This window comes from Achromobacter sp. NCFB-sbj8-Ac1-l, assembly GCF_052695805.1.
Genome location: NZ_CP199812.1, coordinates 6,254,796 through 6,279,940 on the forward strand (window position 1 = coordinate 6,254,796; position 25,145 = coordinate 6,279,940).

The window sequence follows — 25,145 nt, forward strand, 5'->3', positions numbered from 1 at the left end:
TCTCTAGTGGCAGGTATGGGTAGGCGGCGCTAGCGCACGTGCTCGGGCGCCATGCACGAGCGGGTGCGGAAACGCGGCAGGAAAGTGCCCAGCACGAACACGCGGAACATGTAGGGCGTCAGGCCGCCCTCGTTCAGCGCGGGCGTCACGCGGGCCCGGTAGTGATCGCGGTGCAAGCCGGTCAGTTCCGACCAGTGCGCGCGCGGATGTTCATGGTGCGCGGTATGCAGCCCGATATTGAACAGCAGCGGATTGACCATTCCTTCGAAATTGCGGGCGTAGTTCAGGCCGGCCACCGCCCGCGGGCCGCCATCGGCATGCGCGTGCTGCAGATAGTTGGTGGCCAGCAACCAGTGCAGGCCATGCAGCTGCGGAATGATGACGAACACCAGCGCCTTGACCGGGTTCAGGGCCAGCAGTGCGCCCCACAGCCCCAGCCACGCGCCGTATTGGCACATGCAGTAGCGCCACGCGCCCGGCCAATGCCGGCGCAGCCGGCCCAGCCAGGCGAAAAACAACGGATACAGCACCCACACGGCCTGCGCCGGGTGGATCAGGTAGCCCCACAGGTGATTGGTATCGCCGCCGAACCGATAGGTGCGCGCCGCGTCGAGCGCGCCGTGCTTGTAGCGATGGTGATTGGCCACGTGCGCCGGGTAGAACACGAAGGTGGGGTGTCCCTGCAACAGCGTGATCCAGAAGTCGGTTGCGCGATTGGTCCAGCGCCCCCGCCACATGCGGATGTGCGTGTGGTTGTGGTGAATCACACCGATGCCCAGCGTCAGGAACAGCATCAGCGCATACAGCGGCCACCAGAAGCCGTGCAGCCACTGCCACGCCGCCAGCGCGGGCAACGCGGCCAGGTAGGCCAGGCTCTGCCAATCGCGCCGGTTACGCAGCGTGGGCAGCCGGCGCGGCTTGCTAAGCGCGTCCGCCAAGCGATTCTCGCTTACGGAAAGCCTCCAGTTGGGGCGTGGCCGCCTCGGCTTGCAGCCGGGTGCGGAACAGGCGATCCATGAAGGTGAACTGGAACCCGAAATTGCCGTGATAGCAGGCGTGGTGCAGATGGTGTCGGCGGCTCGCGGCGAACCAGTGCGAATAGGACACGTTGGGAAAGAAGTCGTAATTGGCGTGGCCGATGCAATTGAAGAACAGGCTGAACAGCGGCACCGATGCCAGCGACCAGAAGCTGAAATCGTGCAGCACCATCGGCAGCATGATCACATTGCCCAGCATCAGCGCCTCGATGGGGTGAAAGCTGTAGGTCGAAAATGGCGTGGTCACCACCGAGCGGTGGTGCGGCAGGTGAAAGCGGCGCAGCAGCTTGGTGTGCAGCAACCGGTGGTTGATCCAGAAGTGCACGTCGTTCCAGGCCACCAGCACCAGGATTTCCAGCGTGATCTTCTGCCAGCTGGCATCCGGATCCAGGTGCGCCCAACCCAGCTGCAGCAGGCCCCATGGAAAGATCATGCCGGTGCCGAACAGCAGGATCGACAGGCCAGACTGGGCGAACTCGCGCCGCAGTTGCCCCGGCGCCAACGGCCGCGGGTCCAGCGGACGGCCGATGCCCAGCGCCGGCAGGATGTGCTGGGTCAGCAGCCAGGTCGCAGCACCGAAAACCAGATAGATGCCGCCGAAGAACAGCAGGCCTGCCAGCATGACCTGCCAGGCGGACAACGCGACGAAAGCTTGGGCCATGAACGTTTTGTTTCACCCCGGAGAATGGCCGCATCATAAGCAATCCGTCAGGATCAAGGTGAGACATTTATTACAAAATGAATCCGCCTCCCGACGGGCCGCATGACGGTCGGCCCAAGCCTTTGACCAGACGCCTGTTACTGGCAGGGGAACTGCCGGTTCAATCCCGCCACCGCGGCATCCATGCGCAACGCCAGGGCCGCACTGGCGCTGGGCATCGGCTGGCGCAATTCGTCGGTCAACAGGCCCTGGCGACCCAATTGCGCCTTGACGGGGCCCGGATTGGGCTCGGCGAACGTCAGCTGGATGATGGGCACCAGCGCCTGGAACAGGCGGCGGGCCAGGTCCAGCTGCTGCGCCTGCACCGCCTGGTACATGGCCACGAACAGATCGGGGCGGATATGCGCGGCCGCCGCGATCATGCCAGCGCCCCCCAGGCACAGCAGCGACAGTGATTGCAGGTCTTCACCCGCCAGCACGCGCATGTTGCCGTCGGCGATCAACGCCAGCGTCTTGTCCAGCGACCCGCCGCAGTCCTTGATGGCGGCGATGTTCGGGTGCGCCGCCAAGGCCAATAATGTGGCGGTCTCCAGCGATGTGCCGGTTCGGTACGGAATGTCGTACAGCACCAGGGGAAAGCGCGAGGCATCGGCCAGGCAGCGGAAATAGGCGGCAGCGCCGTCCTGGCCAGGGCGCACGTAATACGGCGCGGGTGCCAGAATGCCCGCCAGCGGACGCGTACCAAAGGCCGACAGGCGCTGCAGCACATGGCCTTGATGGTTGCCCGCCAGGCCCATCACCACGGGCATTCGGCCAGCTTCGGTCAGCACGGCGTCGAGCACGGCCAGTTGCTCGGCATCATCCAGCGCCGCGGCTTCGCCGGTGCTGCCGCAGACGACCAGGCCATCCACCCCGGCGGCCACGAAATGGCGCACCAGGCGGCGCAGGGCCCCGCCATCGACAGCGCCGCCGGAAAACGGCGTCACCAGGGGAACCCAGACGCCTTGGAAGAGGGATTGACGAGTTTGCATGAACACTCCTTCGGTGTAAGCGGACCGTGGTTGGACCGTACAGAAGTGCTCGGGATACTTGGGGTGCGCGCGAAGGCGCCATGGCGCCGCCGAGAGGCCGCTGTTCCGTCGCCCATCTGACGGAACAGCATGCTCCGGTCAGATGAGCGGCTGTTTTTTGGATTTCAGGCCGACGCAGACCGTCGCCACGCCCAGGGCGCGGAACAGGTAAGCGGATTGGTTGGCCTGATGAATCATGAAAGGAATAAAGGGGCAAAATCGGCCGCAACCGGCCGATGCGCAAATCTACCGGGCTGCCGCGGGCCTGTCAACGCAGGCTGGCCAGGAACGCCTCGCAGAGTGCTTCCATGCCGCGCCGGTCGTCTTCGTCGAAGCGGTCGGGCACCGGGCTGTCGACGTCCCATACGCCAATGAGCTGGCCTTGATGGACCAGCGGCACCACGATCTCGGAGCGCGAGGCGGCGTCGCAGGCGATATGGCCCGGAAACGCGTGCACGTCCGGCACCAGTTGCGTCTGGCGCTGGCTCGCCGCCGCGCCACACACGCCGCGGTTCAGCGCAATGCGCACGCAGGCCGGCTTGCCCTGGAAGGGACCCAGCACCAGTTCCGTGCCATCAAAGAAGTAAAAGCCCACCCAGTTCAGGTCGGGCAGGGCCTGGTAGGCCAGCGCGCCGAGGTTGGCGGCATTGGCAATGCGGTCGTGCTCGCCTTCGAGCAGCGCGCGAGCCTGCTTGACCAGTTCGGCGTACAACGCAGCCTTGGATTCGGCGGCAATCGGGGCAGCTTCAAACATATGTATAAATGTAACTGTACAGGCGATTATCGATGCAAGTGATTTTAGGGGCGCGCCGCGATAAAGGGGCCGGCTCGCCTCGCTGTGGGACAATAGTTTACGCAGTAACGTCTTTTCTGCCTCGTTGCCGTTACCCCTGCCACCCCTCTTCTTGATTAAGAAGCAAGCCATGGACAAGCCTTTCGAACCTGCGTTTTCCTTCTCGGAACGCGCTCAGCAACTCACCAGTTCCGCCATCCGCGAGATCCTCAAGGTCACCGAGCGGCCCGAAGTCATCTCGTTCGCAGGCGGTCTGCCGGCGCCCGGCGGCTTCCCGGTAGAAGTGGTACGAGCGGCATTCGACAAGGTCCTGGCCACCAACGGCCGCGCCGCCCTGCAATACGGTCCCACCGAAGGCTTTGCGCCGCTGCGCCAATGGGTCGCGGACGACCTCAACAGCGCGGGCGCCAATGTCACCGCCGACCAGATCCTGATCGTCTCCGGCTCGCAACAGGCGCTGGACCTGCTCGGCAAGGTCCTGATCGACAAAGACAGCAAAGTGCTGGTCGAAGACCCCAGCTACCTGGGCGCCCTGCAATCGTTCAGCCTGTACCAGCCCAAGTTCGTGCCGGTGCCCACCGACGACGGCGGCCTGATCCCCGATGCCATCACCCCCGAACTGGCCGATGGCGCGCGCTTCCTGTACGCCCTGCCCAATTTCCAGAATCCCACCGGCCGCACGCTGAGCCTGGCGCGCCGCATTGCGCTGGTCAAGCGCGCCGCCGAACTGAACCTGACCATCATCGAAGACGACCCCTACGGCGAACTGCGCTACGCAGGCGAACCGCAGCCGGGCCTGATCGCGCTGGCCTCCGAGTACGGCGCCAATGTCGTCCGTCTCGGCACGTTCTCCAAGGTGCTGGCCCCGGGTCTGCGCCTGGGCTACATCGCCGCCGCCCGTCCGCTGATCAACAAGCTGGTGCAGGCCAAGCAAGCCACCGACCTGCACACGCCCACGCTGACCCAGATGGCCGTGTACGAAATCGTCAAGGACGGCTTCCTGGAAGAGCACCTGCCCAACGTGCGCGAAATCTACCGCGCCCAGGGCAGTTGCATGCTCGAAGCCATCCAGCGCGAATTCCCCGCCACCGTCACCTGGACCAAGCCCGAAGGCGGCATGTTCATCTGGCTGACGCTGCCCGAGCACATCGACAGCACCAAGCTGCTCGAAAAGGCCATTGCCCAGAACGTGGCGTTCGTGCCCGGCGCGCCGTTCTACAGCGGCGCCGGCCGTGCCAACACGCTGCGTCTCAGCTTTGCCACCGTGCCCGAAGACAAGATCCGCACCGGCATTGCCATCCTGGGCAAGCTGCTCAAGGAATACACGGCCTGAAAACCCGGCCCTGACCACCCTTGACGGCACCACGGCCGGGCAACTTGCCCGGCCGTTGTTTTATGCTGTCGGCTTTCCTCCCCTTTTTTTCGCCGTGACAGTGAGCGCCCCGCAACAACCTCCCGTCGACCTCAGCGACATCGTCTTCACCGACTGGGTCGAACGCTGGCTGCCCCGATCGTGGCGGCCCTACGCCCGCCTGTGCCGGCTTGACCGCCCCATCGGCACCTGGCTGACCCTGCTGCCCTGCATCGCTGCGCTGATCCAGGCCGCCGGTGGCCTGCCCGACCTGCAACGCCTGATCGTTTTCTCGCTGGGCGCCTTGCTGATGCGCGGCATCGGCTGCACCGTCAACGACATGTGCGACCGCAACTTCGACAAACACGTCGAACGCACCCGCTTTCGCCCGCTGACCAGCGGCCAGCTGACGATGCGCAAGGCGGTGTGGTTCCTGATCGGCCAGTTGCTCGTCTGCGGTTCGCTACTGTTCTTCCTGAACGGCATGAGCCGCTGGTTGGCCGTGGCCGTCCTGCCCTTCGTCTTCATCTATCCGCTATGCAAACGCGTCACCTACTGGCCGCAGGTGGTACTGGGCATCTGCTTTAACTGGGGCATGCTCATGGCCTGGTCGGACACGCAGAACCACGTGCCCCTGGCCGCCGTGGCCATGTGGCTGGGCGCGGTGCTGTGGCAGGTGGGCTACGACAGCATCTACGCCTACGTCGACGTGCGCGACGACCGCAGCCTCGGGCTGCACTCCACCGCCATGCGCTTCGGCGACCAGGGCAAGCTCTGGATCGGCGGCTTCTACCTGGCCACCGTCGTGCTGTGGGCCTGGGGCGGCTACGCCATCGGCTTGTCGTGGGCCTATTACGTGGGCATCGCCGCCATTGCCGTGCACCTGGCGTGGCAACTGAAGGTCTTCGACATCCAGCGCCCCGACCGCAATTTCATGCTGTTCCGCGCCAACCTGTGGCTGGGCGCATTGCTGGTTGCGGCAGCGCTGGCAGGCACGCTGATCCGTTGACCGCGCGCATTGCGAGCCACGGCCGCTTGGGCGAAGATGGCAGCTCCCGACACGCCTTACGGAGACACCGCATGCCCGCTTTGACCAAAACCCTGACGGCCCTGGCTTCGGTTTGCGCGCTGCTCGGCGCCCTGCCCGCCCAGGCCGCGACCGACTGCTCGGCGCAACGCGGCTGCGCCGCCAAGTTCTGCCAGATCGAAAACGACATTGCCGCGGCCAAGGCCGACAACAACACCCGCAAGGTGGCCGGCCTGCAAAAAGCGTTGGCAGAAGCGAAGGCCCATTGCACCGACAGCCGCCTGCAATCCCAGCGCGAAGCCGACGTGCGCGACAAGCAGAACAAGGTCTCCGAACGCGAGGCCGAGCTCAAGACCGCCCGCGCCAAGGGCAAGCAAGACAAGATCGACAAGGCCCAGCGCAAGCTGGACGAAGCACGCGCTGAATACGACGCCGCTTTGGCTGACCTGAACCGCTGATCCCTCTCCCTGCCAGCCCCGGAACCCTTCCGGGGCTGCGCGCCGCTTTCCCCCCTCCCCCTTGATTCGCCGGCCTTGGCCCCTGCCCGGGCCGACCACCACCTATTGCGTCATCAAATGGAAATATCGCCACCTATGGTGCCATTTGAGAAGTTCCAGACCGATTAGTACGTATTTTGGAAAGATGTTTTCAGGTAATAAGGGTTTATCCCAGGGTTGTTTAGGCACAGAATGCATCTCATCGGGACACAGCAAGCGAACCCCCAGCAATCAGGCCAGAGGTTCGGATCCCAAGCTCAAGACATATGGAGGTCTGCTATGAAAACCCTTGCTACCGCTTTGATGCTGTCTATGTCCGTTCTGGCTGCCGCTGGCGCCCAAGCCGCCGAAGCCGACCAAGGCCCGTCGCGTGCCCAGGTTCAAGCCGAACTGCAACAAGCCAAGGTTTCGGGCCAATACACCTTCGGCGAAGAAGGCTACCCCGCCGCCATCGCCCAGAAGTCCAGCCTGACCGCGCAACAAGTGCAAGAGCAACTGGCCCAAGCCAAGAACGCCGGTGAAGTCACCTTCGGCAACATGGACTACCCGCCCGTTGCCCACGCCGCTGCCTCGTCGCTGACCCGCGCCCAAGTGCAAACCGAACTGGCCCAAGCCAAGACGGAAGGCCTGGTCACCTTCGGCAACATGGACTACCCCCCCATGGGCAGCTGATTGCAAGGCCTGGCTTCCAGGCCCGGCAATCGCCCTGCAAAGCCCTTCGGCCCTGGCCGAGGGGCTTTTCTTTTGACGAATCGACACCCAATTAAGTCATAACGACGTTAGTTAAAACCGTTACGACGCTTTAGCATCTACAAATCGACAACGCTCGCGCATAGGATGAGGCCAATCCTTCCCCCTCTCTATGCAGGAGCGCACCATGTCCACCTCTACCAAGCCCGTCCTCTTGTTGGGCGCCGGAAAAATCGGCTTCGCCATCGCCCTGATGCTTGAGCGTAGCGGCGACTATTCGGTCTTGGTTGCCGACCAGGACCCCGCGCGCCTGCGCGCCGTGGCCGAATTGGGCTGCGAAACGCGCCAGATTTCCGATGACGCCTCGATCGCGGCCTGCCTCGAGGGCCGTTACGCCGTGGTCAATGCGCTGCCGTTCCATCGCGCCATCGCGGTGGCGGGACTGTGCGCGAAGGCCGGCGTCCATTACTTCGACCTGACCGAAGACGTAGCCAGCACCCATGCCATCCAGGCGCTGGCCGCTGACAGCCACAGCGTGCTGATGCCGCAGTGCGGCCTGGCGCCGGGCTTCATCGGCATCGTCGGCAACGCGCTGGCCCGTCGCTTCGACACGTTGCTGGACCTGCGCATGCGCGTGGGCGCACTGCCGCGTTACCCGTCCAACAGCCTGCGCTACAACCTGACCTGGAGCACCGAAGGGCTGATCAACGAATACTGCAACCCGTGCGAAGCCATCGTCGATGGTGAACTGACCAGCGTGCCCGCGCTGGAAGGCTATGAGACCTTTGCGCTGGACGGCGTCGAATACGAAGCCTTCAACACCTCGGGCGGGCTGGGCACGCTGCCCGCCACGCTGTTGGGCCGCGCTCGCAACGTGGACTACAAGTCAGTCCGTTACCCGGGCCATTGCAACCTGATGAAGCTATTGCTCAATGACCTGCGCCTGCGCGACCGCCGCGACCTGCTCAAAGACATCTTCGAAACGGCCATCCCCACCACCGAACAGGATGTGATCGTCATCCAGGCGCAGGCGTCCGGGCATCGCCACGGCCGGCTGGAAGAAGAGTCGTACCCCATTCGCGTCTTCGGCGCCGACGTCGACGGCCATCGCCTGAGCGCCATCCAGCTGTCGACCGCCGCCGGCATCTGCGCGGCGCTGGACCTGGTCGCGCAAGGCGTGCTGCCGCAGAAGGGCTTCGTGGGGCAAGAGCAGATCGCGCTGGAAGCGTTGCTCGGCAACCGCTTCGGCCGCGTCTACGCCGGCAAGCCGCTGGCCCTGGCGGCCGCGATGACTGAAGACCGGTAAAGGTCTGCCGGCTGCGCGCTACGTCCAGCCTTCCAGGCGCAACGTGGCGCGCACCAGGCGCTGTTCTTCCTGCTCGATTTCAGCGAGGTTCTGCCGCACGCTGTCGACATGGTCGGCGGCGGCGCGGCGCGCCTGCTCGGGTTGGCGCCCGATCACCGCGTTGAACAGCTTGGCGTGCTGCTTGTCGATCTGCCGCTTTTCGGGCTCGCGGTGGTACAGGTTATTGACGCAGGCGAACACCGATCCCAGCATCAGGTCGTTCAATGATTGCAGCGTATGCACCAGCACCGGGTTGTGCGAAGCCTCGCAGATAGCCAGATGAAACGCATGATCCAAGTGCGCGTGCGTGGCCGTATCGGCATCCGCCTGGGCATGCACCATCTCTTCGTAGCGACGCCGGATCATGATGAAATCGGCCTCGGTGCCGCGTAGCGCCGCCAACCGGGCCGAATCGGCTTCCAACAGCGAACGGACCTCGAGCAGGTCGTACAGCGTGCGCGGCTGCGAGTTGAACAGGTGCATCAACGGGCCCGCATCCACCTTGGAAATGCGCGCCACGAACGAACCCTTGCCCTGCGACGTGTGGATGATCTCGCGCGCGCGCAAAAGCTTGAGCCCCTCGCGCAGCGCCGTACGCGACACGCCCAGCTTTTCCGTCAGGCGCCGCTCGGACGGCAGCGCCTGGCCGGCCTTCAGGACGCCGTCCAGGATCAGGCGCTCGATGCGCTCGGCCACCTCGTCCGCCACCTGGCGGGGTTTAGTTTCGATTTCGGCGTGCATGCGTTCTCCGTACCAGTGGTATGACCAAGCTTTCGTCCTAGACGAGCACGCTTTTCACGCCAACTGTAAGTGGCTGATATAAAACCATAAAAAAACAATGTTTGCCGGGTGGGGCGTGAATAAACTGGTATGACCAGCGGGTTTTGATATGGACTTTGGCGCAGCCGCGAACGATGATGTCACGACAGATTCGCCCGGCGCGCGCGCCGCCCAGACCTCCTTACCAGAGACTCGCATGACTCAACGCACCCAGCACCACGGCCTGCAAGTGGCGGCCAATCTCAGCCAGTTCATCGAAAAGGAAGCGTTGCCCGGCTCGGGCCTGGATGCCGACGCCTTCTGGAAGGGGTTCTCGGCCCTGGTGCATGACCTGGCCCCCAAGAACCGCGCCCTGCTGGCCGAACGCGACCGCCTGCAGGCTGAACTCGACGCCTGGCACCGCGCCCACCCCGGCCCCATCGCCGACCCGGCCGCCTATCGCAAGTTCCTGGAAGGCATCGGCTACCTGCTGCCGCAGCCGGCCAGCGTGCGCGCCACGACCGACCATGTCGATACCGAAATCTCCCAGCAAGCCGGCCCGCAACTGGTGGTGCCGGTGTCGAACTCGCGCTACGCCCTGAACGCCGCCAACGCCCGCTGGGGCAGCCTGTACGACGCGCTCTACGGCACCGACGCCATCCCGGCCACGCCTGGCGACACGGGCAAGGGGTACAACCCCGAACGCGGCGCCGCCGTCATCGCCCGCGCCCGCAGCTTCCTGGATACCGCCGCCCCGTTGGCCCAGGGCTCGCATGCCGATGCCCGCGGCTACGCCGTCAAGAACGGCCAGCTCAGCATCGCACTCTCCAACAGCGCCACCACGCTCAAGACGCCGGCGCAGTTCGTGGGCTACCAAGGCAATGCCGACGCGCCCACGGCCGTGCTGCTCAAGAACAACGGCCTGCACTTCGAAATCCAGGTCGACCGCAGCCACGCCATCGGCGCCACCGATGCTGCCGGCGTCAAGGACGTCCTGGTCGAAGCCGCGCTGACCACCATCATGGATTGCGAAGACTCGGTCGCGGCCGTCGACGCCGACGACAAGGTCCACATCTACCGCAACTGGCTCGGCCTGATGAAGGGCGACCTGACCGAAGCCGTCACCAAGGCCGGCAAGACCTTCACCCGCAAGCTCAATGCCGACCGCCAATACACCGGCGCCAACGGCGCCCCGCTGAGCCTGCACGGCCGCTCGCTGATGTTCGTGCGAAACGTCGGCCACCTCATGACCAACCCGGCGGTGCTCGACCGCGATGGGCAGGAAATCCCCGAAGGCATCCTGGACGCCGTGGTCACCAGCCTGGCCGCCCTGCACGACCGCGAACGCAAGCTCAATTCGCGCACCGGCTCGGTCTATATCGTCAAACCCAAGATGCACGGCCCGGCCGAAGCCGCCTTCGCCAGCGAACTGTTCGACCGCGTCGAAGACCTGCTCGGTGTGCCACGCAACACCCTGAAAATGGGCATCATGGACGAAGAGCGCCGCACCAGCATCAACCTGAAGGCCTGCATCCAGGCCGCAGCTGCGCGGGTGGCGTTCATCAACACCGGCTTCCTGGACCGCACCGGCGACGAAATGCATTCCAGCATGGAAGCCGGCCCCATGCTGCGCAAGGGCGACATGAAGTCCACCGCCTGGATCACCGCCTACGAGCGCAACAACGTGCTGGTCGGCCTGGACGCCGGCCTGCGCGGCCGCGCCCAGATCGGCAAGGGCATGTGGGCCATGCCCGACCTGATGGCCGCCATGCTCGAACAAAAGATCGCCCACCCCAAGGCCGGCGCCAACACCGCCTGGGTGCCGTCGCCCACCGCCGCCACCCTGCACGCGTTGCACTACCACCAGGTGGATGTGCAGGCCGTGCAACAGGAACTCGAACGCACCAAGCTCGACAGCGTGCGCGACGATCTGCTGGCCGGCCTGTTGACGGTACCCGTGGGCGACCGCTCGAAATGGTCCGCCGCCGACATCCAGCAGGAACTCGACAACAACGTCCAGGGCATCCTGGGTTACGTGGTGCGCTGGATCGACCAGGGCGTCGGCTGCTCCAAGGTGCCCGACATCCATAACGTCGGCCTCATGGAAGACCGCGCCACGCTGCGCATCTCCAGCCAGCACATCGCCAATTGGCTGCGCCACGGCGTCACGAACCGCGACCAGGTCATGGAAACCTTCAAGCGCATGGCCAAGGTGGTTGATGGCCAGAACGCGGGCGACCCCCACTACCTGCCCATGGCGGGCAACTTCGACGGCTCGCTGGCGTTCAAGGCCGCTTGCGCGCTGGTGTTCGAAGGCTTGACCCAGCCCAACGGCTACACCGAGCCGCTGTTGCACAAGTTCCGCCTGGAATTCAAGGCGGCCCAAGCCTGATCATTCCGCCAGAACCTGCATGATCCAGCCGGGCAGCGCAAGCTGTCCGGCTTTTTTTCAGCCGCCGACAGCGATAAGATAAAAACCCCCAATTTCGCACGATCGTGCTAAATTTCGTGCATGACTGCCTTGACTGAAAAGAGCGAACTGACCTTCGCGGCCATTGTGGACGCGGCCTTGGACATGGCCGCCGCCCAGGGGCTGGAGAGCCTGTCGCTCGGCCAGGTCGCCAAACGGCTGGGCATCAGCAAGAGCGGCGTGTTCTCCCGGGTCGGGTCACGCGAAGCGCTGCAGCAAGCCGTGCTGGACGAATACGACCGCCGCTTCGTCGCCGCCGTGTTCACCCCCGCCATGGCGCAACCCCGCGGGCTGCCGCGTCTGAATGCGCTGGTGGCTCACTGGATCGAACGCGCCTGCAATGTCGAACTGCTGACTGGCTGCATCTATGTTGCCGGCGCCTTTGAATACGACGACGTCGACACGCCATTGCGCTCGGTGGTGGAAGAACATCTGCGGGGCTGGCGCGCCGCGATGGTCCGCACGGTGCAGCAGGCGCTGGAAGCCGGTCACCTGCGTCCGGACACGGATCCCGAGCAGTTGGTGTTCGAGGTCTACAGTCTGATGATCGGGCTGATGCACGACGCCCGTTTCCTGCGGGACCCCAAGGCTCATGAGCGAGTACGCGCCGCCTATGAGCGCCTGATTTCCACGTATCGCAGTTTCAAGTACATCGAGTAGTGCACCCAGGCGCCGGCGCAAGCCGGCATTTCTTGCGGCCAATTTCGCACGGTCGTGCGAATTTATTGAAGAACGGAGCGGGTCATGATTTTCTACATCGCAGCGGCAGTCGGAGTGGTGGCGCTGGTACGCATCTGGCTGCTGTGGCGAGCCCTGTTGCGGCAATTGCCCGACTGCGCCCGCCACCTGGTGCTGTTCTAGCCAGCCCTTCTTCGCAGGACGGCCGCTCCTGGACGCGCGGGCGCAATGAACTCGCCCGGCGCGGGTATCCCGGTCTATATTCCTTATTCACCCCCCGCCCCTGCCCCCATGTCGCGCTCTGTTCATCTACTGATCATCGATCCGCAGAACGATTTCTGCGATCTGCCGAAGGGCTACTTGCCCGCCGATCCGCTGACCGGCCAGGCCATTGCGCCCGCGCTGCCGGTACCTGGCGCGCATGCCGATATGCAACGGTTGGCACGGTTCATCGACGCGACCGCGCCGGCGTTGTCCGCCATTACCGTTACGCTGGATTCTCATCACCGACTGGACATCGCGCACCCCACGTTCTGGCGCACGGGTGACGGTCGCCCGGTCGCCCCCTTCACGCCCATCACCGCCGGCCAGGTGCGCTCGGGCGCCTTCCAGCCTCGTCACGTAGACGACCTGCCGCGCACACTGTCCTACCTGGACGAACTGGAGGCGCGCGGCCGCTACACGCTGATGGTGTGGCCCGTGCATTGCGAGATCGGCACGTGGGGCCATAATGTCCACGCGGACGTGCGCGCCGCCTACAGCCGCTGGGAAGACGAGGGCCAATTCATCGTGCGCAAGGTGCCCAAGGGCACCAATCCCTGGACGGAGCACTACAGCGCGCTGATGGCCGAGGTGCCCGACGCTGACGACCCCCGCAGCCAGCTCAACCGCAATTTGCTCGACTCGCTGGGCCGCGCCGATCTGATCGTCGTCGCGGGCGTGGCGGGCAGCCACTGCGTCAAGGCCACCGTCGAGCACCTGGGCGAGTACCTGCCAGGCGGTAACTTCTCTCGCGTGGTGTTGCTCACCGACTGCATCAGCCCGGTGACCGGCTTTGATGACGCCCAAACCAGCTTCCTGCAACGCATGCGCGATCTCGGCATGCAGGGGCGCAGCAGCGTGGACATGGCCCGGGCCCTGGCCTGACGCCCTGCTCCGCCACACCAACGGTGCCTCAAAGACAACGGCCGCAAGCTTGCGCATTGCGGCCGTGCAAATAACCAGGCGGGCAGATCAGGCGGCCGGCTTATCCTGGCACTCGACGTACAAGGCGCTGATCGCCTCGCACAGGGCCGGCGGTGCCTGGAACAGCCGTGATACCAGCATGCAGCCCTGCACCGTGGCGAACACCGCCCGGCCGGCCGCTTCGGCGCTACCTGAGAATTTCAGCGTGCCTTCTTCGGCGCCTTGCGCCAGCACCCGGGTCAGCCACACTTCGTGCGCCCGGAAAAATCCCTGCAATGCACCTCGCACGCGATCGGGCAAGCTCATCATTTCGGCCGCCAACATGCCGCCCAGGCACAACTCGCCGCTGCCGCACGCCTTCGATTCCATCATCGACAGATAGGCTTCAAGCTGGGCGTGGGCCGGCTGGGTGGTATCGATGCTGCGCACCGAGGCCAGGGCACGGGCGCTATAGGCTTCGACAGCCTCGTAGAGCAGATCGTCCTTGCCCGGAAAGTAATAGTGAATGCTGGACGTCTTCACGCCCACGTGCTCAGCCAGGTCGCGATAGCTGAAGCCATTGCAACCGCGGGTGCGGATCAGCTTCTCGGCGTGAGCCAGCAGCTGGTCGCGGGTGGTATTGGGAGTGGGAGTGTCCATGGCTGAATATTACCTACTAATAGATCGGTTCGTCATCGGCGGGTTTGCCCCCGGTCCGGAACAACCGTGCGGACTCCGGCCGGGAAATATCCCGCCCCCCGGAGTCCGCATCGCTCGGCATCAGGCTCAGCCTTGAACGGGCGGGTAGTCCAGTTCACCGCTTTCGGTCAGGCCCTGGGCGCGGGCAGCAGCCAGTTCCTGCTTCACTTGGGCGCGGCTCTTGTCGCCAGCGCTGGCGAACGTCGTGGCGACGGCGCCTTCTTCGTTGGTGGCCAGTTCACCGTTGGCCCGGGCGGCGGCCAGTTCTTGCTGCACTTGGGCGCGGGTCACCGTGCTTTGGGTGTTGGCGGCAGGCGGGTAGTCCAGTTCGCCGGCTTGGGCGGCACCGATGAACGAAGCGGACAGGATCAGGGCGGATACGAGGGTCTTCATGGTGGATCTCCAGTAGGGATAGGGGTAATGCTTGGCTTGCTGTTTGGGTGACTGCTTGCGCTTGCTACGTGAATCAAGAAGCTATCTATCTATAGATAGACTCGCAGTCGATAAAAAACTCAGCCTTGGACGGGCGGGTAGTCCAGTTCACCGCTTTCGGTCAGGCCTTGGGCGCGGGCAGCAGCCAGTTCCTGCTTCACCTGGGCGCGGCTCTTGTCACTGGCGCTGGCGAACGCGGTCGCTGCGTAGCCTTCTTCGCCGGAGGCCAATTCACCGTTGGCGCGGGCGGCGGCCAGCTCTTGCTGCACTTGCGCGCGGGTCACCGTGCTTTGGGTATTGGCGGCGGGCGGGTAATCCAGTTCGCCAGCTTGGGCGGCGCCGATGAACGAGGCGGACAGGATGAGGGCGGATACGAGGGTCTTCATGGTGGATCTCCAGATAACGATGGCTAGGTTGTTTCAGTTAAACTATCTACTTATAGGTAGATAACAAGGTAAATAAAAAAGGCGACTACTGTATTTCTGGTTGGGGCGACGCTGCGGTGTTGCTGAGTTTGCTGCGTCGATGGATGAATCTTACCTACTACTAGATAGACAACGCAAGCGGTTATTGTGAAACCAGATATTTCAGCGTTGCGCGGCCACCAGCAGCATCATGGGCCGGTCCTGCTCTTCGGCCAGCGCCGGCTGCGCGGCAAGCTGGGCGGCAGTAGGCGCCCATTCGTCCAGATGCGCCAGGGTGAAGCCCGCCTTGATCAACAGGTTCACGTAGTCTCCCACGGTGCGATGCTGTTTGATCACACCCTTGGCCAGCCAATCCGTAGTGCGCGGACCCCGCAACGCGTATTGATTCAACGGCCAGATGCGCCGCCCCGACTCGTCCTGAACGAAACCAGGCCGTGCCGGCGCCGTGTAGATCGGATGCTCGGCCGAAAACACGAAGCGCCCACCCGGTTTGAGCGCCTGATGCACCGTGGCAAACAGCGCGGGCAAGCATTCCAGGTAATGCAGCGTCAACGAACTGTAGGCCAGGTCGACGCTTTGGGGCGGTAGCTGCAACTGGTCCAGATCCGCCCGCTGGTACCGGATCGTAGCGCTGCGGGTGGTGTCTCGCGCCCGCGCCAGCATGTTCTCGGATACGTCCAACCCCAACACCTCAGCGGCGCCCTGCTCTTGAGCCCAGCGGCAGAACCAGCCGAAACCGCAGCCCAGGTCAACCACGGCACGGCCTTTGACATCCGGCACCAGCGCCCGTAGCGCAGGCCATTCGGGCGCGCCATCCAGGCCATGCACCGAGCGGGCCATCTGGCTATAGCCTTCAAAGAACTCCGGCGTGTCGTAGATGTTCTGGGTCATTGCTGTTCTCTGGCGGGCTTGAAGGGGCGGGCCTTCCAGCCTACCCCTGTTAACAAGCTGTGGAAAAGCCCTGATTATCGGTGGGCAAACTGTGGAAATGCTGTGCGCAGCCTGTGGACAGCGCATCGATGCATGGCCGGCAAACCCAGATGGGCTGCGGCGATCCAGGCCAGGCTAGTTGAAAAGCCGGAATCCGGGCAGGTAGTTTGCCTGCGTGAACGGATTCCCGCCCACCCATTGCCCGCCCGCCCCCTTGTGCATAACCGGTGGACAAGCCCCGAAAATCGGTGGGCAAGCTGTGGACAGGCTGTGCGTAGCCTGTGGACAGGCGCGGGTACGGTCAAGCAACAGGCACAAAAAAGCCCGGCGGCCGCAAGGCTTGCCGGGCTGTGGTTGATGACGCGCGGTCGGCGCACCATCGTGATGGCGCGATCAGAACGGAATATCGTCGTCCATGTCGGCCAGGTTGGCGCCGCCACCGGCCGGGGCCGATTGGGGAGCCGGACGCTGCTGCGGCGCCGGGCGTTGGGCCGGGGCGCGTTGCTGCGGCTGGCGCGCGGGCGCATCGTCGTAGCCACCGCCGCCGCCGTAGTTGCCGCCACCGCCGCCGCCGTCTTCGCGGCCACCCAGCATCTGCATCTGGTCAGCGACGATTTCGGTGCTGTAGCGGTCGGCGCCGGTGTCCTTGTCTTGCCATTTGCGGGTCTTCAGGCGGCCTTCGATGTACACCGAACGGCCCTTTTTCAGGTATTCGCCGGCGATTTCGGCCAGGCGGTTATACATGACGACACGGTGCCATTCGGTTTCTTCGCGCTTCTCGCCGCTGGCCTTGTCCTTCCAGGACGAGGTGGTGGCGATGGACATGTTGCAGATTGCGGCCCCGTCGGGGCTGTAGCGGACTTCCGGGTCGCGACCCAGGTTGCCCACGAGAATGACTTTGTTAACCGATGCCATGCCGTTGTCCCTCTGTTGTTGACAGCCTGCGCCACGCGTTACCGCGGATACGCCGGCAACAACATAAATAGCAATGTTGAAGACCGGCTTCATGAAACTCGCCGGTCATCATAGCGATGACCGGCGATGCCGGTGAAGCCCTAATTTGGCTTGTATTATCGACGAAAAGCGCCTGCCACGCCAAACCGGAATCGTGACAAAGCTGTCCTGCTCGGGAATCGATTTCAGCGCGGTTGGACACCGTTGGCGGCGCGATCCGCGACTTTCCGCCCGCGGCAAGGCTCCTCGGCTACGCCAGCGGCTTCAGCGCCCAGGTCACGGCCAGCCACAAGGCCGCCAGCACCGCAGCGCCCACAAACACCGCTCCCGCGCCCGAATGCGAGGCCACCCAGCCGCCCAGCGCGCCGCCCGTGAACAGGCCAGCGGCCTGGGCCGTGTTGTAGAACCCCAGGGCCAGTCCCTTGTAGGCCGGCGGCGCCACCCGCGACACCAGCGACGGCTGCAAGGCTTCGAGCACATTGAACGCTACGAAAAAGCCGGTCAACGCCACTGCCAGGGTGTAAAAACCGTGGCTGGCCGCCGGCAGCAATGCGCACACCAGCACCAGGCCGGCCACCGCCGCACGCAAGGCGCCACGGTGCGCGCGGCGCTTTTCGGCCACGAACACCACCGGCACCATCAACACGAACGAGACCAGGATGACCGGCAGATAGACCTTCCACAATTCGCGAGCGTCCAGCCCGCCCACCTTGGCCAGCAGCGCAGGCACCACCACGAACAGCGACACCTGGATCAGGTGCAGCACGAATACCCCGAAATTGAGCCGCAGCAGGTCGCGATGCGTCAGCACCTGGCGCGGACTGGCCGCCTGCATGCTGCGGGCCTGCGTGCGCGGCACTACCGGCACGACCCAGCGCGCCACGCCCAGGCAGATCACGCCCAGACAGGCGATGGTCCAGAACAGGCCCGACAGCCCCCACCAGCCGACCAGGACGGGTGAAAGCACGAGCGACACCGCAAACGACAGGCCGATCGATCCACCAACCATCGCCATGGCCCGCGTACGGACCTCGTCGCGAGTGGCATCGGCCAGCCAGGCCGTCACCGCGGCCGAAATGGCGCCAGCGCCCTGGATCGCTCGGCCGATGGTGATCCAGAACACGTCGGTCGCCTGGGCACAGACGATGCTGCCCGCCACGAACAGCAGCAGGCCGAAGATCACCACGGGCCGGCGGCCCCAGCGGTCTGACGCCAGGCCGAACGGAATCTGCATGAAAGCCTGGGTCAGGCCATACATGCCCAGGGCCAGGCCCACGCGCGCGGGATCGTCGCCCCCGGGCAAGCCACGGGCGGCGACAGCGAAAACGGGCAACAACAGGAACAACCCCAGCATCCGTGCGGCGAACAGGCCGGCCAGCGCCACGCTGGCGCGGCGCTCGGAAGGGGTCAATTTCAGTTTGGTATCTGCCGGCATGCGGAAATCTAAACGATGACGAGGGCCGCCCGCGCTGACGGATGTCATGCGCTTGCGGTCTGATCCTGGGCGCCGGGTCCGCATCAAGCCATCTTGGCGAACGCCCCCGTACGGGGGAGGACTCGGCGCGCTATAGTACCAAGTTGGCCTTTGCAACCGCTTAAAAGAGCCCGATAGACGTGACCATACGCATTCGGGGTGCTCGCACCCACAATCTCAAGAACGTCTCGCTGGACCTGCCGCGCCACAAGCTGGTGGTGGTGACGGGCCTGTCCGGCTCGGGCAAGTCCTCGCTGGCGTTCGATACGCTCTACGCGGAAGGGCAGCGGCGCTACGTCGAAAGCCTTTCCGCTTATGCGCGCCAGTTCCTGCAACTGATGGACAAGCCCGACGTGGACCTGATCGAAGGCCTGTCGCCCGCAATCTCCATCGAGCAGAAGGCCGCGGGGCACAATCCGCGCTCCACGGTCGGCACCATCACCGAGATCCACGACTACCTGCGCCTGCTGTATGCGCGGGTGGGTACGCCCTACTGCCCGGACCACGGCCTGCCGTTGCAAGCCCAAAGCGTCAGCCAGATGGTGGACGCGGTGCTGTCCTGGCCGGCAGAGACCCGGCTGGCGGTGCTGGCCCCCATCGCGCGGGGCAAGAAAGGCAGCTTCGAAGACGAATGCGCCAGCCTGCAGGCGCAAGGCTATGTGCGCCTGCGCGTGGACGGCCAGATGGTCGAGATCGACGGCATGGCGCCGCTCAAGAAAACCGAGAAGCACGACATCGACGTGGTGATCGACCGCCTGCGCATCAAGCCCGAAAGCAAGCAGCGCCTGGCCGAAAGCTTCGAAACCGCGCTGCAGCTGGCCGATGGCCGCGCGTTGGCGCTGGACATGGACAGCACCCGCGAACAGGTCTTCTCCAGCCGCTACGCCTGCCCCGTCTGCAGCCACAGCCTGCCGGAACTGGAACCGCGCCTGTTCAGTTTCAACAATCCGATGGGCGCCTGCCCCAGCTGTGACGGCATCGGCCAGGTCGGATTCTTCGACCCCAAGCGCGTGGTCGCCTTTCCCGAACTCAGCCTGGCGGCCGGCGCCATCCGCGGCTGGGACCGCCGCAACGCCTTTACCCATTCGCTTCTGACCAGCCTGGCCGCGCACTACGAATTCGATATCGATGCGCCCTTCGAAGACCTGCCCGAAGCGCTGCGCGACAAGGTGCTGTACGGCTCGGGCGAAGAAGAAATCTCGTTCCTCTACCTGAACGAAAAAGGCCGCAGCACCGTCAAGCGCCACACCTTCGAAGGCGTGATCCCGAACCTGGAACGCCGCTGGCGCGAAACCGATTCGGCCACCGTGCGCGAAGAGCTAGGCAAGTACCGCAACATCAAGACCTGCCCCGATTGCGGCGGCTCGCGCCTGCGGCCCGAGGCCCGCAACGTGCTGATCGGCCACGATCCGCGCGGCGGCGAACGCCACGGCCAGGCCATATACGAGGTCGAAGCCATGCCGCTGTCGACCTGCCTGACGTGGTTCCGTGACCTGACGCTGACCGGCGCCAAACAGGAGATCGCCCAACGCATCGTGCGCGAGATCGAGGCGCGCCTGAGCTTCCTGAACAACGTCGGCCTGAACTACCTGTCGCTGGACCGCAGCGCCGACACCATTTCCGGAGGAGAGGCGCAGCGCATCCGCCTGGCCAGCCAGATCGGCTCAGGCCTGACCGGCGTCATGTACGTGCTGGACGAACCGTCCATCGGCCTGCACCAGCGCGACAACGACCGCCTCATCGGCACCCTGCAGCACCTGCGCGACCTGGGCAACAGCGTCATCGTGGTCGAACATGACGAAGACATGATCCGCATGGCCGATTGGGTCGTGGACATGGGGCCGGGCGCGGGCGAACATGGCGGTGAAGTCGTGGCGCAAGGCGATCCCGACACCGTGCAGCGCGACCCCAATTCGCTCACGGGCCAGTACCTGAGCGGCAAGCGCGCCATCGCCATTCCGCAGCGCCGTCCAGTCACCGACGACCTGCCCTGGCTGACGCTTACCGGCGCCAGCGGCAACAACCTGAAGACCGTGGATCTGCGCCTGCCCGCGGGCAGGCTGATCTGCGTGACCGGCGTGTCGGGCTCGGGCAAGTCGACCCTGGTCAACGATACGCTGGCCGTGGCGGTGTCGCGGGCGCTGCATCACGCGCAAAGCGAACCCGCTCCGTACGTGGCAATGCAGGGGCTGGAGAACTTCGACAAGATCATCAGCGTCGACCAAAGCCCCATTGGCCGCACGCCCCGCAGCAACCCGGCCACCTACACCGGCCTGTTCACGCCGATCCGCGAACTGTTCGCGGGCGTGCCCGAAGCGCGCACGCGCGGCTACGATCCCGGCCGCTTCAGCTTCAACGTCAAGGGCGGACGCTGCGAAGCCTGCCAGGGCGACGGCGTGGTCAAGGTGGAAATGCACTTCCTGCCCGACATGTACGTGCCCTGCGACGTCTGCCACGGCAAGCGCTACAACCGCGAAACGCTCGAAATCCGCTACCGCGGCCGCAACATCAGCGAGGTGCTGGACCTGACCGTCGAGCAGGCGCTGGAGTACTTCGAATCTGTGCCGGCCATTGCGCGCAAGCTGCATACGCTGATCGACGTGGGTCTGTCGTATATCCGGCTGGGCCAAAGCGCCACCACGCTGTCCGGCGGTGAAGCCCAGCGCGTCAAGCTGTCTCAGGAACTATCGCGGCGCAGCACCGGCCGCACGCTGTACATCCTGGACGAACCCACCACCGGCCTGCATTTCCGCGACATCGAACTGCTGCTGCAAGTGTTGAACCAGCTGGTGGACAGCGGCAATACGGTGCTCATCATCGAACACAACCTGGACGTCATCAAGACGGCGGACTGGCTGGTCGACATGGGCCCCGAGGGGGGCGACGGCGGCGGCCGCGTGGTGGCACAAGGCACCCCCGAAGACGTCGCCGACGCCCCGGGCAGCCATACGGGACACTATCTGGGCAAACTGCTGCGCCGCACGCCTGGCGCTTGACGGGCGCGGCGCCACAAAGGGGAAACGGCATGTACACCTTGATCATCGGCAACAAGAACTATTCGTCGTGGTCCTTGCGCCCCTGGCTCGCCCTGCGCGCCACCGGTGTCGCTTTCACCGAGCAAAAGCTGGGCTTGTTCACTGAGGACTTCGCCCGCAGCCTAAGCCCGCTGACCCCAGCCGGCCTGGTGCCGGTGCTGCTGGACGGCGAATTCGCCGTGTGGGATTCGCTGGCCATCTGCGAATACGTCGCCGAGCAACACCCCAAGGCCCGCCTGTGGCCGCAGGATGCCTACGCCCGCGCTCGAGCGCGCTCGCTGTCCGCCCAGATGCACAGCGGCTTTGGCGCCCTGCGCCAGGCCCTGCCCATGAACATCGAAGCCCATCTGCCCGGCATCGACATTCCGCAAGCCGCGCGCCAGGACATCTCGCGCATGCATGCCATCTGGCAAGACACGCGTGCCGAATTCGGCCAGGGTGGGCCGTTCCTGTTCGGTGCGTTCTCGATCGCCGACGCGTTCTTCGCGCCGGTCGTGTCCCGCTTCACCACCTATGGCATCACTGCGGCCGGCCCGGTGCGCGACTACATGGATGCCGTGCTGGCGCTGCCAGCGATGCAGGAATGGATGCGCGATGCGCGCGCCGAGGCCACCTTCGTCGAAGCCGACGAACCTTACCGCAAGCATCGCTGAAACGGGGGGGCCGGACGGCTTGCCCTTGCGGCAAACCGTCAGCGGTCTGGACTACGCCATGTCGAACAGGCGCTTGTGCTCGCGAATGGCGTAGCGGTCGGTCATGCCGGCGATGTAGTCCGCAATGGCACGGGCCTGCTCGTTGAAGGCGGCACGACGATAGTCCGGCGGCAACAGGCGCGGGTCATCCAGGAAGGCCGCGAACAGTTCGCGCACGATGCGCCGCGCCTTGGTGGTCATGCGCAGCACCCGATAGTGCCGGTACAGGTTGTCGAACAGGAATTTCTTCAGTTCGTCGGCTTCGCGGCGAATCTCGCCTGAAAAACCCGCCAGCGGCGGCGAGCGGCGCACGTCGTCCGCGCTGGCCGGCGCCACATCGCGAATACGCGCAAGCGAGGTCTGCGTCAGGTCCGTGATCAACGTGTTGATCATGCGGCGGATGGTCTCGGCCACGGCCCGGCGCGAAGCCAGGCCAGGATAACGGTCCAGCACCTGGGCATGATGCCGCTGGAAAATCGAGACGTCCTGCAATTGTTCGAGCGTGATCAGGCCCGAGCGCAGGCCGTCGTCGATATCGTGATTGTTGTAGGCCACTTCATCGGCCAGGTTGGCCAACTGCGCCTCGAGCGACGGCTGGGTACGCGACAGGAAGCGTTCACCCACGGCGCCCAACTGCCGCGCATGCGCCGCCGAGCAATGTTTGAGGATGCCCTCGCGCGTTTCAAAACACAGGTTCAGGCCATTGAAGTCGGCGTAGCGCTCTTCAAGCTCGTCCACCACCCGCAAGCTCTGCAGGTTGTGCTCGAAACCGCCGGCCTCGGGCGCCAGCTCGCGCATGCAGGCATTGAGCTCGTCCTGGCCCGCATGGCCAAAGGGCGTGTGGCCCAGGTCGTGCGCCAGCGAAATGGCTTCGGTCAGGTCTTCGGACAGCCCCAGGCTGCGGGCAAGCGTGCGCGCGATCTGCGCCACTTCCAGGCTGTGCGTCAGCCGGGTGCGAAACAGGTCGCCTTCGTGGTTCACGAAGACCTGGGTCTTGTATTCCAGCCGCCGAAAGGCGCTTGAATGCACGATGCGGTCGCGATCGCGCTGGAACTCGCTGCGGTTTTCCGGCGGCGGCTCGGCGTAGGTCCGGCCGCGCGATCGGGACGGGTCGGATGCATAGGAAGCCAGTTCTTTCATCTGCGACACCGTCACTCCTGTCGTTACTCGGTGGTTCGGGCCAGCACGGCGCGCACGGCGTCTGCCGGCGCCGCCCGCATCATCGCTTCGCCGATGCGGGTCATGAGCACATAGCGGATTTCGCCGCCTTCGGTCTTTTTGTCGACCTGCATCAGGTCCAGCCAACGGTCGGCGCCCAGGTCGGGCGCCACCACGGGGCAACCGATGGCCGCAACCAGATCGCGAACGCGCGCCACATCGGCGCGCGGAAACCCTGCCACGTCAGCGGACAGCTCGGCGGCCTGCACCATGCCACAGCCCACGGCCTCGCCGTGCAGCCAGGCGCCATAGCCCAGGCCGGCCTCGATGGCGTGGCCGAAGGTATGACCCAGGTTCAGGATCGCGCGCAGGCCGGATTCGCGTTCGTCCTTGCCCACCACCTGCGCCTTCAGTTCGCACGAGCGCCGGATGGCGTAGGCGACGGCTTGGGGATCCAGGCTGCGCAGCTTGGGCGCGTTTTCCTCGCACCAGGTCCAGAACGCCGGGTCCAGGATCAGGCCGTACTTGATGACTTCGGCCAGGCCCGCCGAGATTTCGCGCGCCGGCAGCGTGTTGAGCACGTCGGTATCGATTTCCACTGCCAGCGGCTGGTAGAAAGCCCCGATCATGTTCTTGCCCAGCGGATGGTTCACCGCCGTCTTGCCGCCCACCGACGAATCGACCTGCGCCAGCAGCGTCGTGGGCACCTGCACGAAACGCACGCCGCGCATGTACACCGCGGCGGCAAAACCGGTCATGTCGCCGATCACGCCGCCCCCCAGCGCCACCAGCACGCAGCGCCGGTCCAGACGATGCGTCAGCAGGGCGTCGAAGATCAGGTTCAGCGACTGCCAGTCTTTATAGGACTCGCCGTCGGGCAGTTCGATGCGCAACACCCGCTTGCCGGTGCGTGCCAGCGCGGCCTCGGCGCGTTCGCCGTACAGCGCGGCCACGGTGGGGTTGGTGACCACGGCGATGGCGGTGGCGTCGGCGGGAATGCTCTGGTCCAGGGCGTCCAGGCGGCCCGGCGCGATGCGGATCGGGTACTGGCCGCCCGGGGTGTCGACCTCAACAACGTTCATATCTGCTTCTCGAAGGCTTGTAATTGCGGCAGCAGGGCCTTGACCAGCGTATGGACGGGCATCGAGCCCGTTTCCACCACCAGGTCGGCCACTTCTTTATAGAGGGGTTCGCGCAGGGTCATCAGGTCGCGCAGCGTGCCGCGGGGATCGGCGGTCGCCAGCAGGGGACGGTTGCGGTCGCGGCAAGTACGGCGGAACAATTCGTCCACGCTGGCCCTCAAATAGACCACGATGCCCCGTTGGCGCAAGCGCAGGCGGTTTTCGGTGGCCAGGATGGCGCCACCGCCCGTGGCAAGAATAATGTTGCGCCGTTGGGTACACTCTTCCAAAGCGGCGGACTCCCGGCGACGGAAACCGGCCTCGCCCTCGATTTCGAAGATTACCGGCACCCGTACGCCGCAACGCGCCTCGAGCTCATGATCCAGATCGATAAACTCGCGCCCCAGGGCACGCGCCAGGCCACGGCCGATGGTCGTTTTGCCCGCCCCCATCATCCCTACCAGGAAGACGGGCAGGTCATGCGGCAACGACACGGTCTTGCCTGCGCATTCCGAGGCGCAAGGCAAGTTTTCGGGCGCCTCGCCGGAGGGCGCCAGGTCCGGGTCAGCCTCCGGACATGAGTGAGCGGAAAAGTTCATGACGGCATTATCACATCTGCCGCCAAGTTGCCCGCGCACCACACTGAACTATCTTGTTACAGAAACCGATCCGCCACGCTGAGG

Annotated in this window: 24 protein-coding genes; 10 read left to right on the forward strand and 14 right to left on the reverse strand. The window is 64.9% G+C overall.

Going from position 1 to position 25,145, the window contains the following annotated elements; all coding sequences use genetic code 11:
• Nucleotides 1-29: 29 nt before the first annotated feature.
• The 4 genes from ACUDP5_RS28685 to ACUDP5_RS28700 form a co-directional block, all read right to left on the reverse strand.
• Nucleotides 30-938: a fatty acid desaturase gene (locus tag ACUDP5_RS28685; protein WP_263913028.1), complete on the reverse strand. Its 909-nt coding sequence runs from the start codon at nucleotides 936-938 to the stop codon at nucleotides 30-32.
• Nucleotides 922-1,698, reverse strand: coding sequence for a sterol desaturase family protein (locus tag ACUDP5_RS28690; RefSeq protein ID WP_263913029.1), 777 nt, complete (start codon nucleotides 1,696-1,698; stop codon nucleotides 922-924). Before ACUDP5_RS28690 ends, ACUDP5_RS28685 begins: the two co-directional genes overlap by 17 nt.
• Nucleotides 1,699-1,835: 137 nt before the next feature.
• Nucleotides 1,836-2,729: a 4-hydroxy-tetrahydrodipicolinate synthase gene (gene dapA, locus ACUDP5_RS28695; RefSeq protein WP_263913030.1), complete on the reverse strand. Its 894-nt coding sequence runs from the start codon at nucleotides 2,727-2,729 to the stop codon at nucleotides 1,836-1,838.
• 307 nt (nucleotides 2,730-3,036) lie between these two features.
• Nucleotides 3,037-3,522: a GAF domain-containing protein gene (locus ACUDP5_RS28700; protein WP_263913031.1), complete on the reverse strand. Its 486-nt coding sequence runs from the start codon at nucleotides 3,520-3,522 to the stop codon at nucleotides 3,037-3,039.
• Between the two features lie 169 nt (nucleotides 3,523-3,691).
• Here ACUDP5_RS28700 and ACUDP5_RS28705 point away from each other — a divergent pair, with 169 nt between their 5' ends.
• The 5 genes from ACUDP5_RS28705 (at nucleotide 3,692) to ACUDP5_RS28725 (ending at nucleotide 8,432) form a co-directional block, all read left to right on the forward strand.
• The gene (locus ACUDP5_RS28705; RefSeq protein ID WP_263913032.1) at nucleotides 3,692-4,894 is read left to right on the forward strand and encodes a PLP-dependent aminotransferase family protein; all 1,203 of its coding nucleotides are present in this window, start codon (nucleotides 3,692-3,694) and stop codon (nucleotides 4,892-4,894) included.
• A 100-nt stretch (nucleotides 4,895-4,994) separates the two neighbouring features.
• The gene (gene ubiA, locus ACUDP5_RS28710; protein ID WP_445657849.1) at nucleotides 4,995-5,921 is read left to right on the forward strand and encodes a 4-hydroxybenzoate octaprenyltransferase; all 927 of its coding nucleotides are present in this window, start codon (nucleotides 4,995-4,997) and stop codon (nucleotides 5,919-5,921) included.
• 71 nt (nucleotides 5,922-5,992) lie between these two features.
• A complete protein-coding gene (locus tag ACUDP5_RS28715; RefSeq protein WP_263913034.1) occupies nucleotides 5,993-6,397 on the forward strand; it encodes a DUF1090 domain-containing protein in 405 nt (134 codons plus the stop codon).
• 318 nt (nucleotides 6,398-6,715) lie between these two features.
• Entirely contained in the window at nucleotides 6,716-7,108 is a 393-nt protein-coding gene (locus tag ACUDP5_RS28720) for a DUF4148 domain-containing protein (protein WP_263913035.1), read from the forward strand.
• A gap of 205 nt (nucleotides 7,109-7,313) precedes the next feature.
• A complete protein-coding gene (locus ACUDP5_RS28725) occupies nucleotides 7,314-8,432 on the forward strand; it encodes a saccharopine dehydrogenase family protein (protein ID WP_263913036.1) in 1,119 nt (372 codons plus the stop codon).
• 18 nt (nucleotides 8,433-8,450) lie between these two features.
• On the opposite strand, the gene glcC is transcribed toward ACUDP5_RS28725, so the two are convergent.
• Entirely contained in the window at nucleotides 8,451-9,212 is a 762-nt protein-coding gene (glcC, locus tag ACUDP5_RS28730; protein WP_263913037.1) for a transcriptional regulator GlcC, read from the reverse strand.
• A 235-nt stretch (nucleotides 9,213-9,447) separates the two neighbouring features.
• On the opposite strand from glcC, the gene ACUDP5_RS28735 reads away from it, so the two are divergent.
• From ACUDP5_RS28735 to ACUDP5_RS28745, 3 genes are all read left to right on the forward strand, one after another.
• Nucleotides 9,448-11,622, forward strand: coding sequence for a malate synthase G (locus tag ACUDP5_RS28735; RefSeq protein ID WP_445657850.1), 2,175 nt, complete (start codon nucleotides 9,448-9,450; stop codon nucleotides 11,620-11,622).
• A gap of 120 nt (nucleotides 11,623-11,742) precedes the next feature.
• On the forward strand, nucleotides 11,743-12,360 hold the full coding sequence (locus ACUDP5_RS28740) for a TetR/AcrR family transcriptional regulator (protein WP_025136300.1): 618 nt from the start codon (nucleotides 11,743-11,745) through the stop codon (nucleotides 12,358-12,360).
• 309 nt (nucleotides 12,361-12,669) lie between these two features.
• Entirely contained in the window at nucleotides 12,670-13,524 is an 855-nt protein-coding gene (locus ACUDP5_RS28745; protein ID WP_263913040.1) for an isochorismatase family protein, read from the forward strand.
• 87 nt (nucleotides 13,525-13,611) lie between these two features.
• On the opposite strand, the gene ACUDP5_RS28750 is transcribed toward ACUDP5_RS28745, so the two are convergent.
• The 6 genes from ACUDP5_RS28750 to ACUDP5_RS28775 form a co-directional block, all read right to left on the reverse strand.
• Nucleotides 13,612-14,202 (reverse strand): TetR/AcrR family transcriptional regulator, encoded by a 591-nt coding sequence (locus ACUDP5_RS28750; RefSeq protein ID WP_263913041.1) that lies wholly within the window; start codon nucleotides 14,200-14,202, stop codon nucleotides 13,612-13,614.
• A 126-nt stretch (nucleotides 14,203-14,328) separates the two neighbouring features.
• A complete protein-coding gene (locus ACUDP5_RS28755) occupies nucleotides 14,329-14,634 on the reverse strand; it encodes a DUF4148 domain-containing protein (RefSeq protein ID WP_445657851.1) in 306 nt (101 codons plus the stop codon).
• Between the two features lie 119 nt (nucleotides 14,635-14,753).
• Nucleotides 14,754-15,059, reverse strand: a complete 306-nt coding sequence (locus tag ACUDP5_RS28760) for a DUF4148 domain-containing protein (RefSeq protein WP_263913043.1) — start codon at nucleotides 15,057-15,059, stop codon at nucleotides 14,754-14,756.
• Between the two features lie 201 nt (nucleotides 15,060-15,260).
• The gene (locus tag ACUDP5_RS28765) at nucleotides 15,261-15,989 is read right to left on the reverse strand and encodes a class I SAM-dependent methyltransferase (protein ID WP_263913044.1); all 729 of its coding nucleotides are present in this window, start codon (nucleotides 15,987-15,989) and stop codon (nucleotides 15,261-15,263) included.
• Between the two features lie 432 nt (nucleotides 15,990-16,421).
• Nucleotides 16,422-16,943, reverse strand: a complete 522-nt coding sequence (gene ssb / locus ACUDP5_RS28770; RefSeq protein ID WP_263913045.1) for a single-stranded DNA-binding protein — start codon at nucleotides 16,941-16,943, stop codon at nucleotides 16,422-16,424.
• 289 nt (nucleotides 16,944-17,232) lie between these two features.
• Nucleotides 17,233-18,417: an MFS transporter gene (locus ACUDP5_RS28775; protein WP_263913046.1), complete on the reverse strand. Its 1,185-nt coding sequence runs from the start codon at nucleotides 18,415-18,417 to the stop codon at nucleotides 17,233-17,235.
• Nucleotides 18,418-18,596: 179 nt separating this feature from the next.
• On the opposite strand from ACUDP5_RS28775, the gene uvrA reads away from it, so the two are divergent.
• Together uvrA and ACUDP5_RS28785 are read left to right on the forward strand one after the other, a co-directional pair.
• On the forward strand, nucleotides 18,597-21,452 hold the full coding sequence (gene uvrA, locus ACUDP5_RS28780; RefSeq protein WP_445657852.1) for an excinuclease ABC subunit UvrA: 2,856 nt from the start codon (nucleotides 18,597-18,599) through the stop codon (nucleotides 21,450-21,452).
• Nucleotides 21,453-21,481: 29 nt separating this feature from the next.
• Nucleotides 21,482-22,144, forward strand: coding sequence for a glutathione S-transferase family protein (locus ACUDP5_RS28785; protein WP_445657853.1), 663 nt, complete (start codon nucleotides 21,482-21,484; stop codon nucleotides 22,142-22,144).
• A 51-nt stretch (nucleotides 22,145-22,195) separates the two neighbouring features.
• On the opposite strand, the gene ACUDP5_RS28790 is transcribed toward ACUDP5_RS28785, so the two are convergent.
• Genes ACUDP5_RS28790 through ACUDP5_RS28800 form a run of 3 tightly spaced genes read right to left on the reverse strand, consistent with a single transcriptional unit; the run spans nucleotide 22,196 to nucleotide 24,917 of the window.
• On the reverse strand, nucleotides 22,196-23,323 hold the full coding sequence (locus tag ACUDP5_RS28790; RefSeq protein ID WP_263913048.1) for a deoxyguanosinetriphosphate triphosphohydrolase: 1,128 nt from the start codon (nucleotides 23,321-23,323) through the stop codon (nucleotides 22,196-22,198).
• Nucleotides 23,324-23,346: 23 nt separating this feature from the next.
• A complete protein-coding gene (gene aroB / locus ACUDP5_RS28795; protein ID WP_263913049.1) occupies nucleotides 23,347-24,423 on the reverse strand; it encodes a 3-dehydroquinate synthase in 1,077 nt (358 codons plus the stop codon).
• The gene (locus ACUDP5_RS28800) at nucleotides 24,420-24,917 is read right to left on the reverse strand and encodes a shikimate kinase (RefSeq protein ID WP_263913086.1); all 498 of its coding nucleotides are present in this window, start codon (nucleotides 24,915-24,917) and stop codon (nucleotides 24,420-24,422) included. Before ACUDP5_RS28800 ends, aroB begins: the two co-directional genes overlap by 4 nt.
• Nucleotides 24,918-25,145 lie beyond the last annotated feature (228 nt).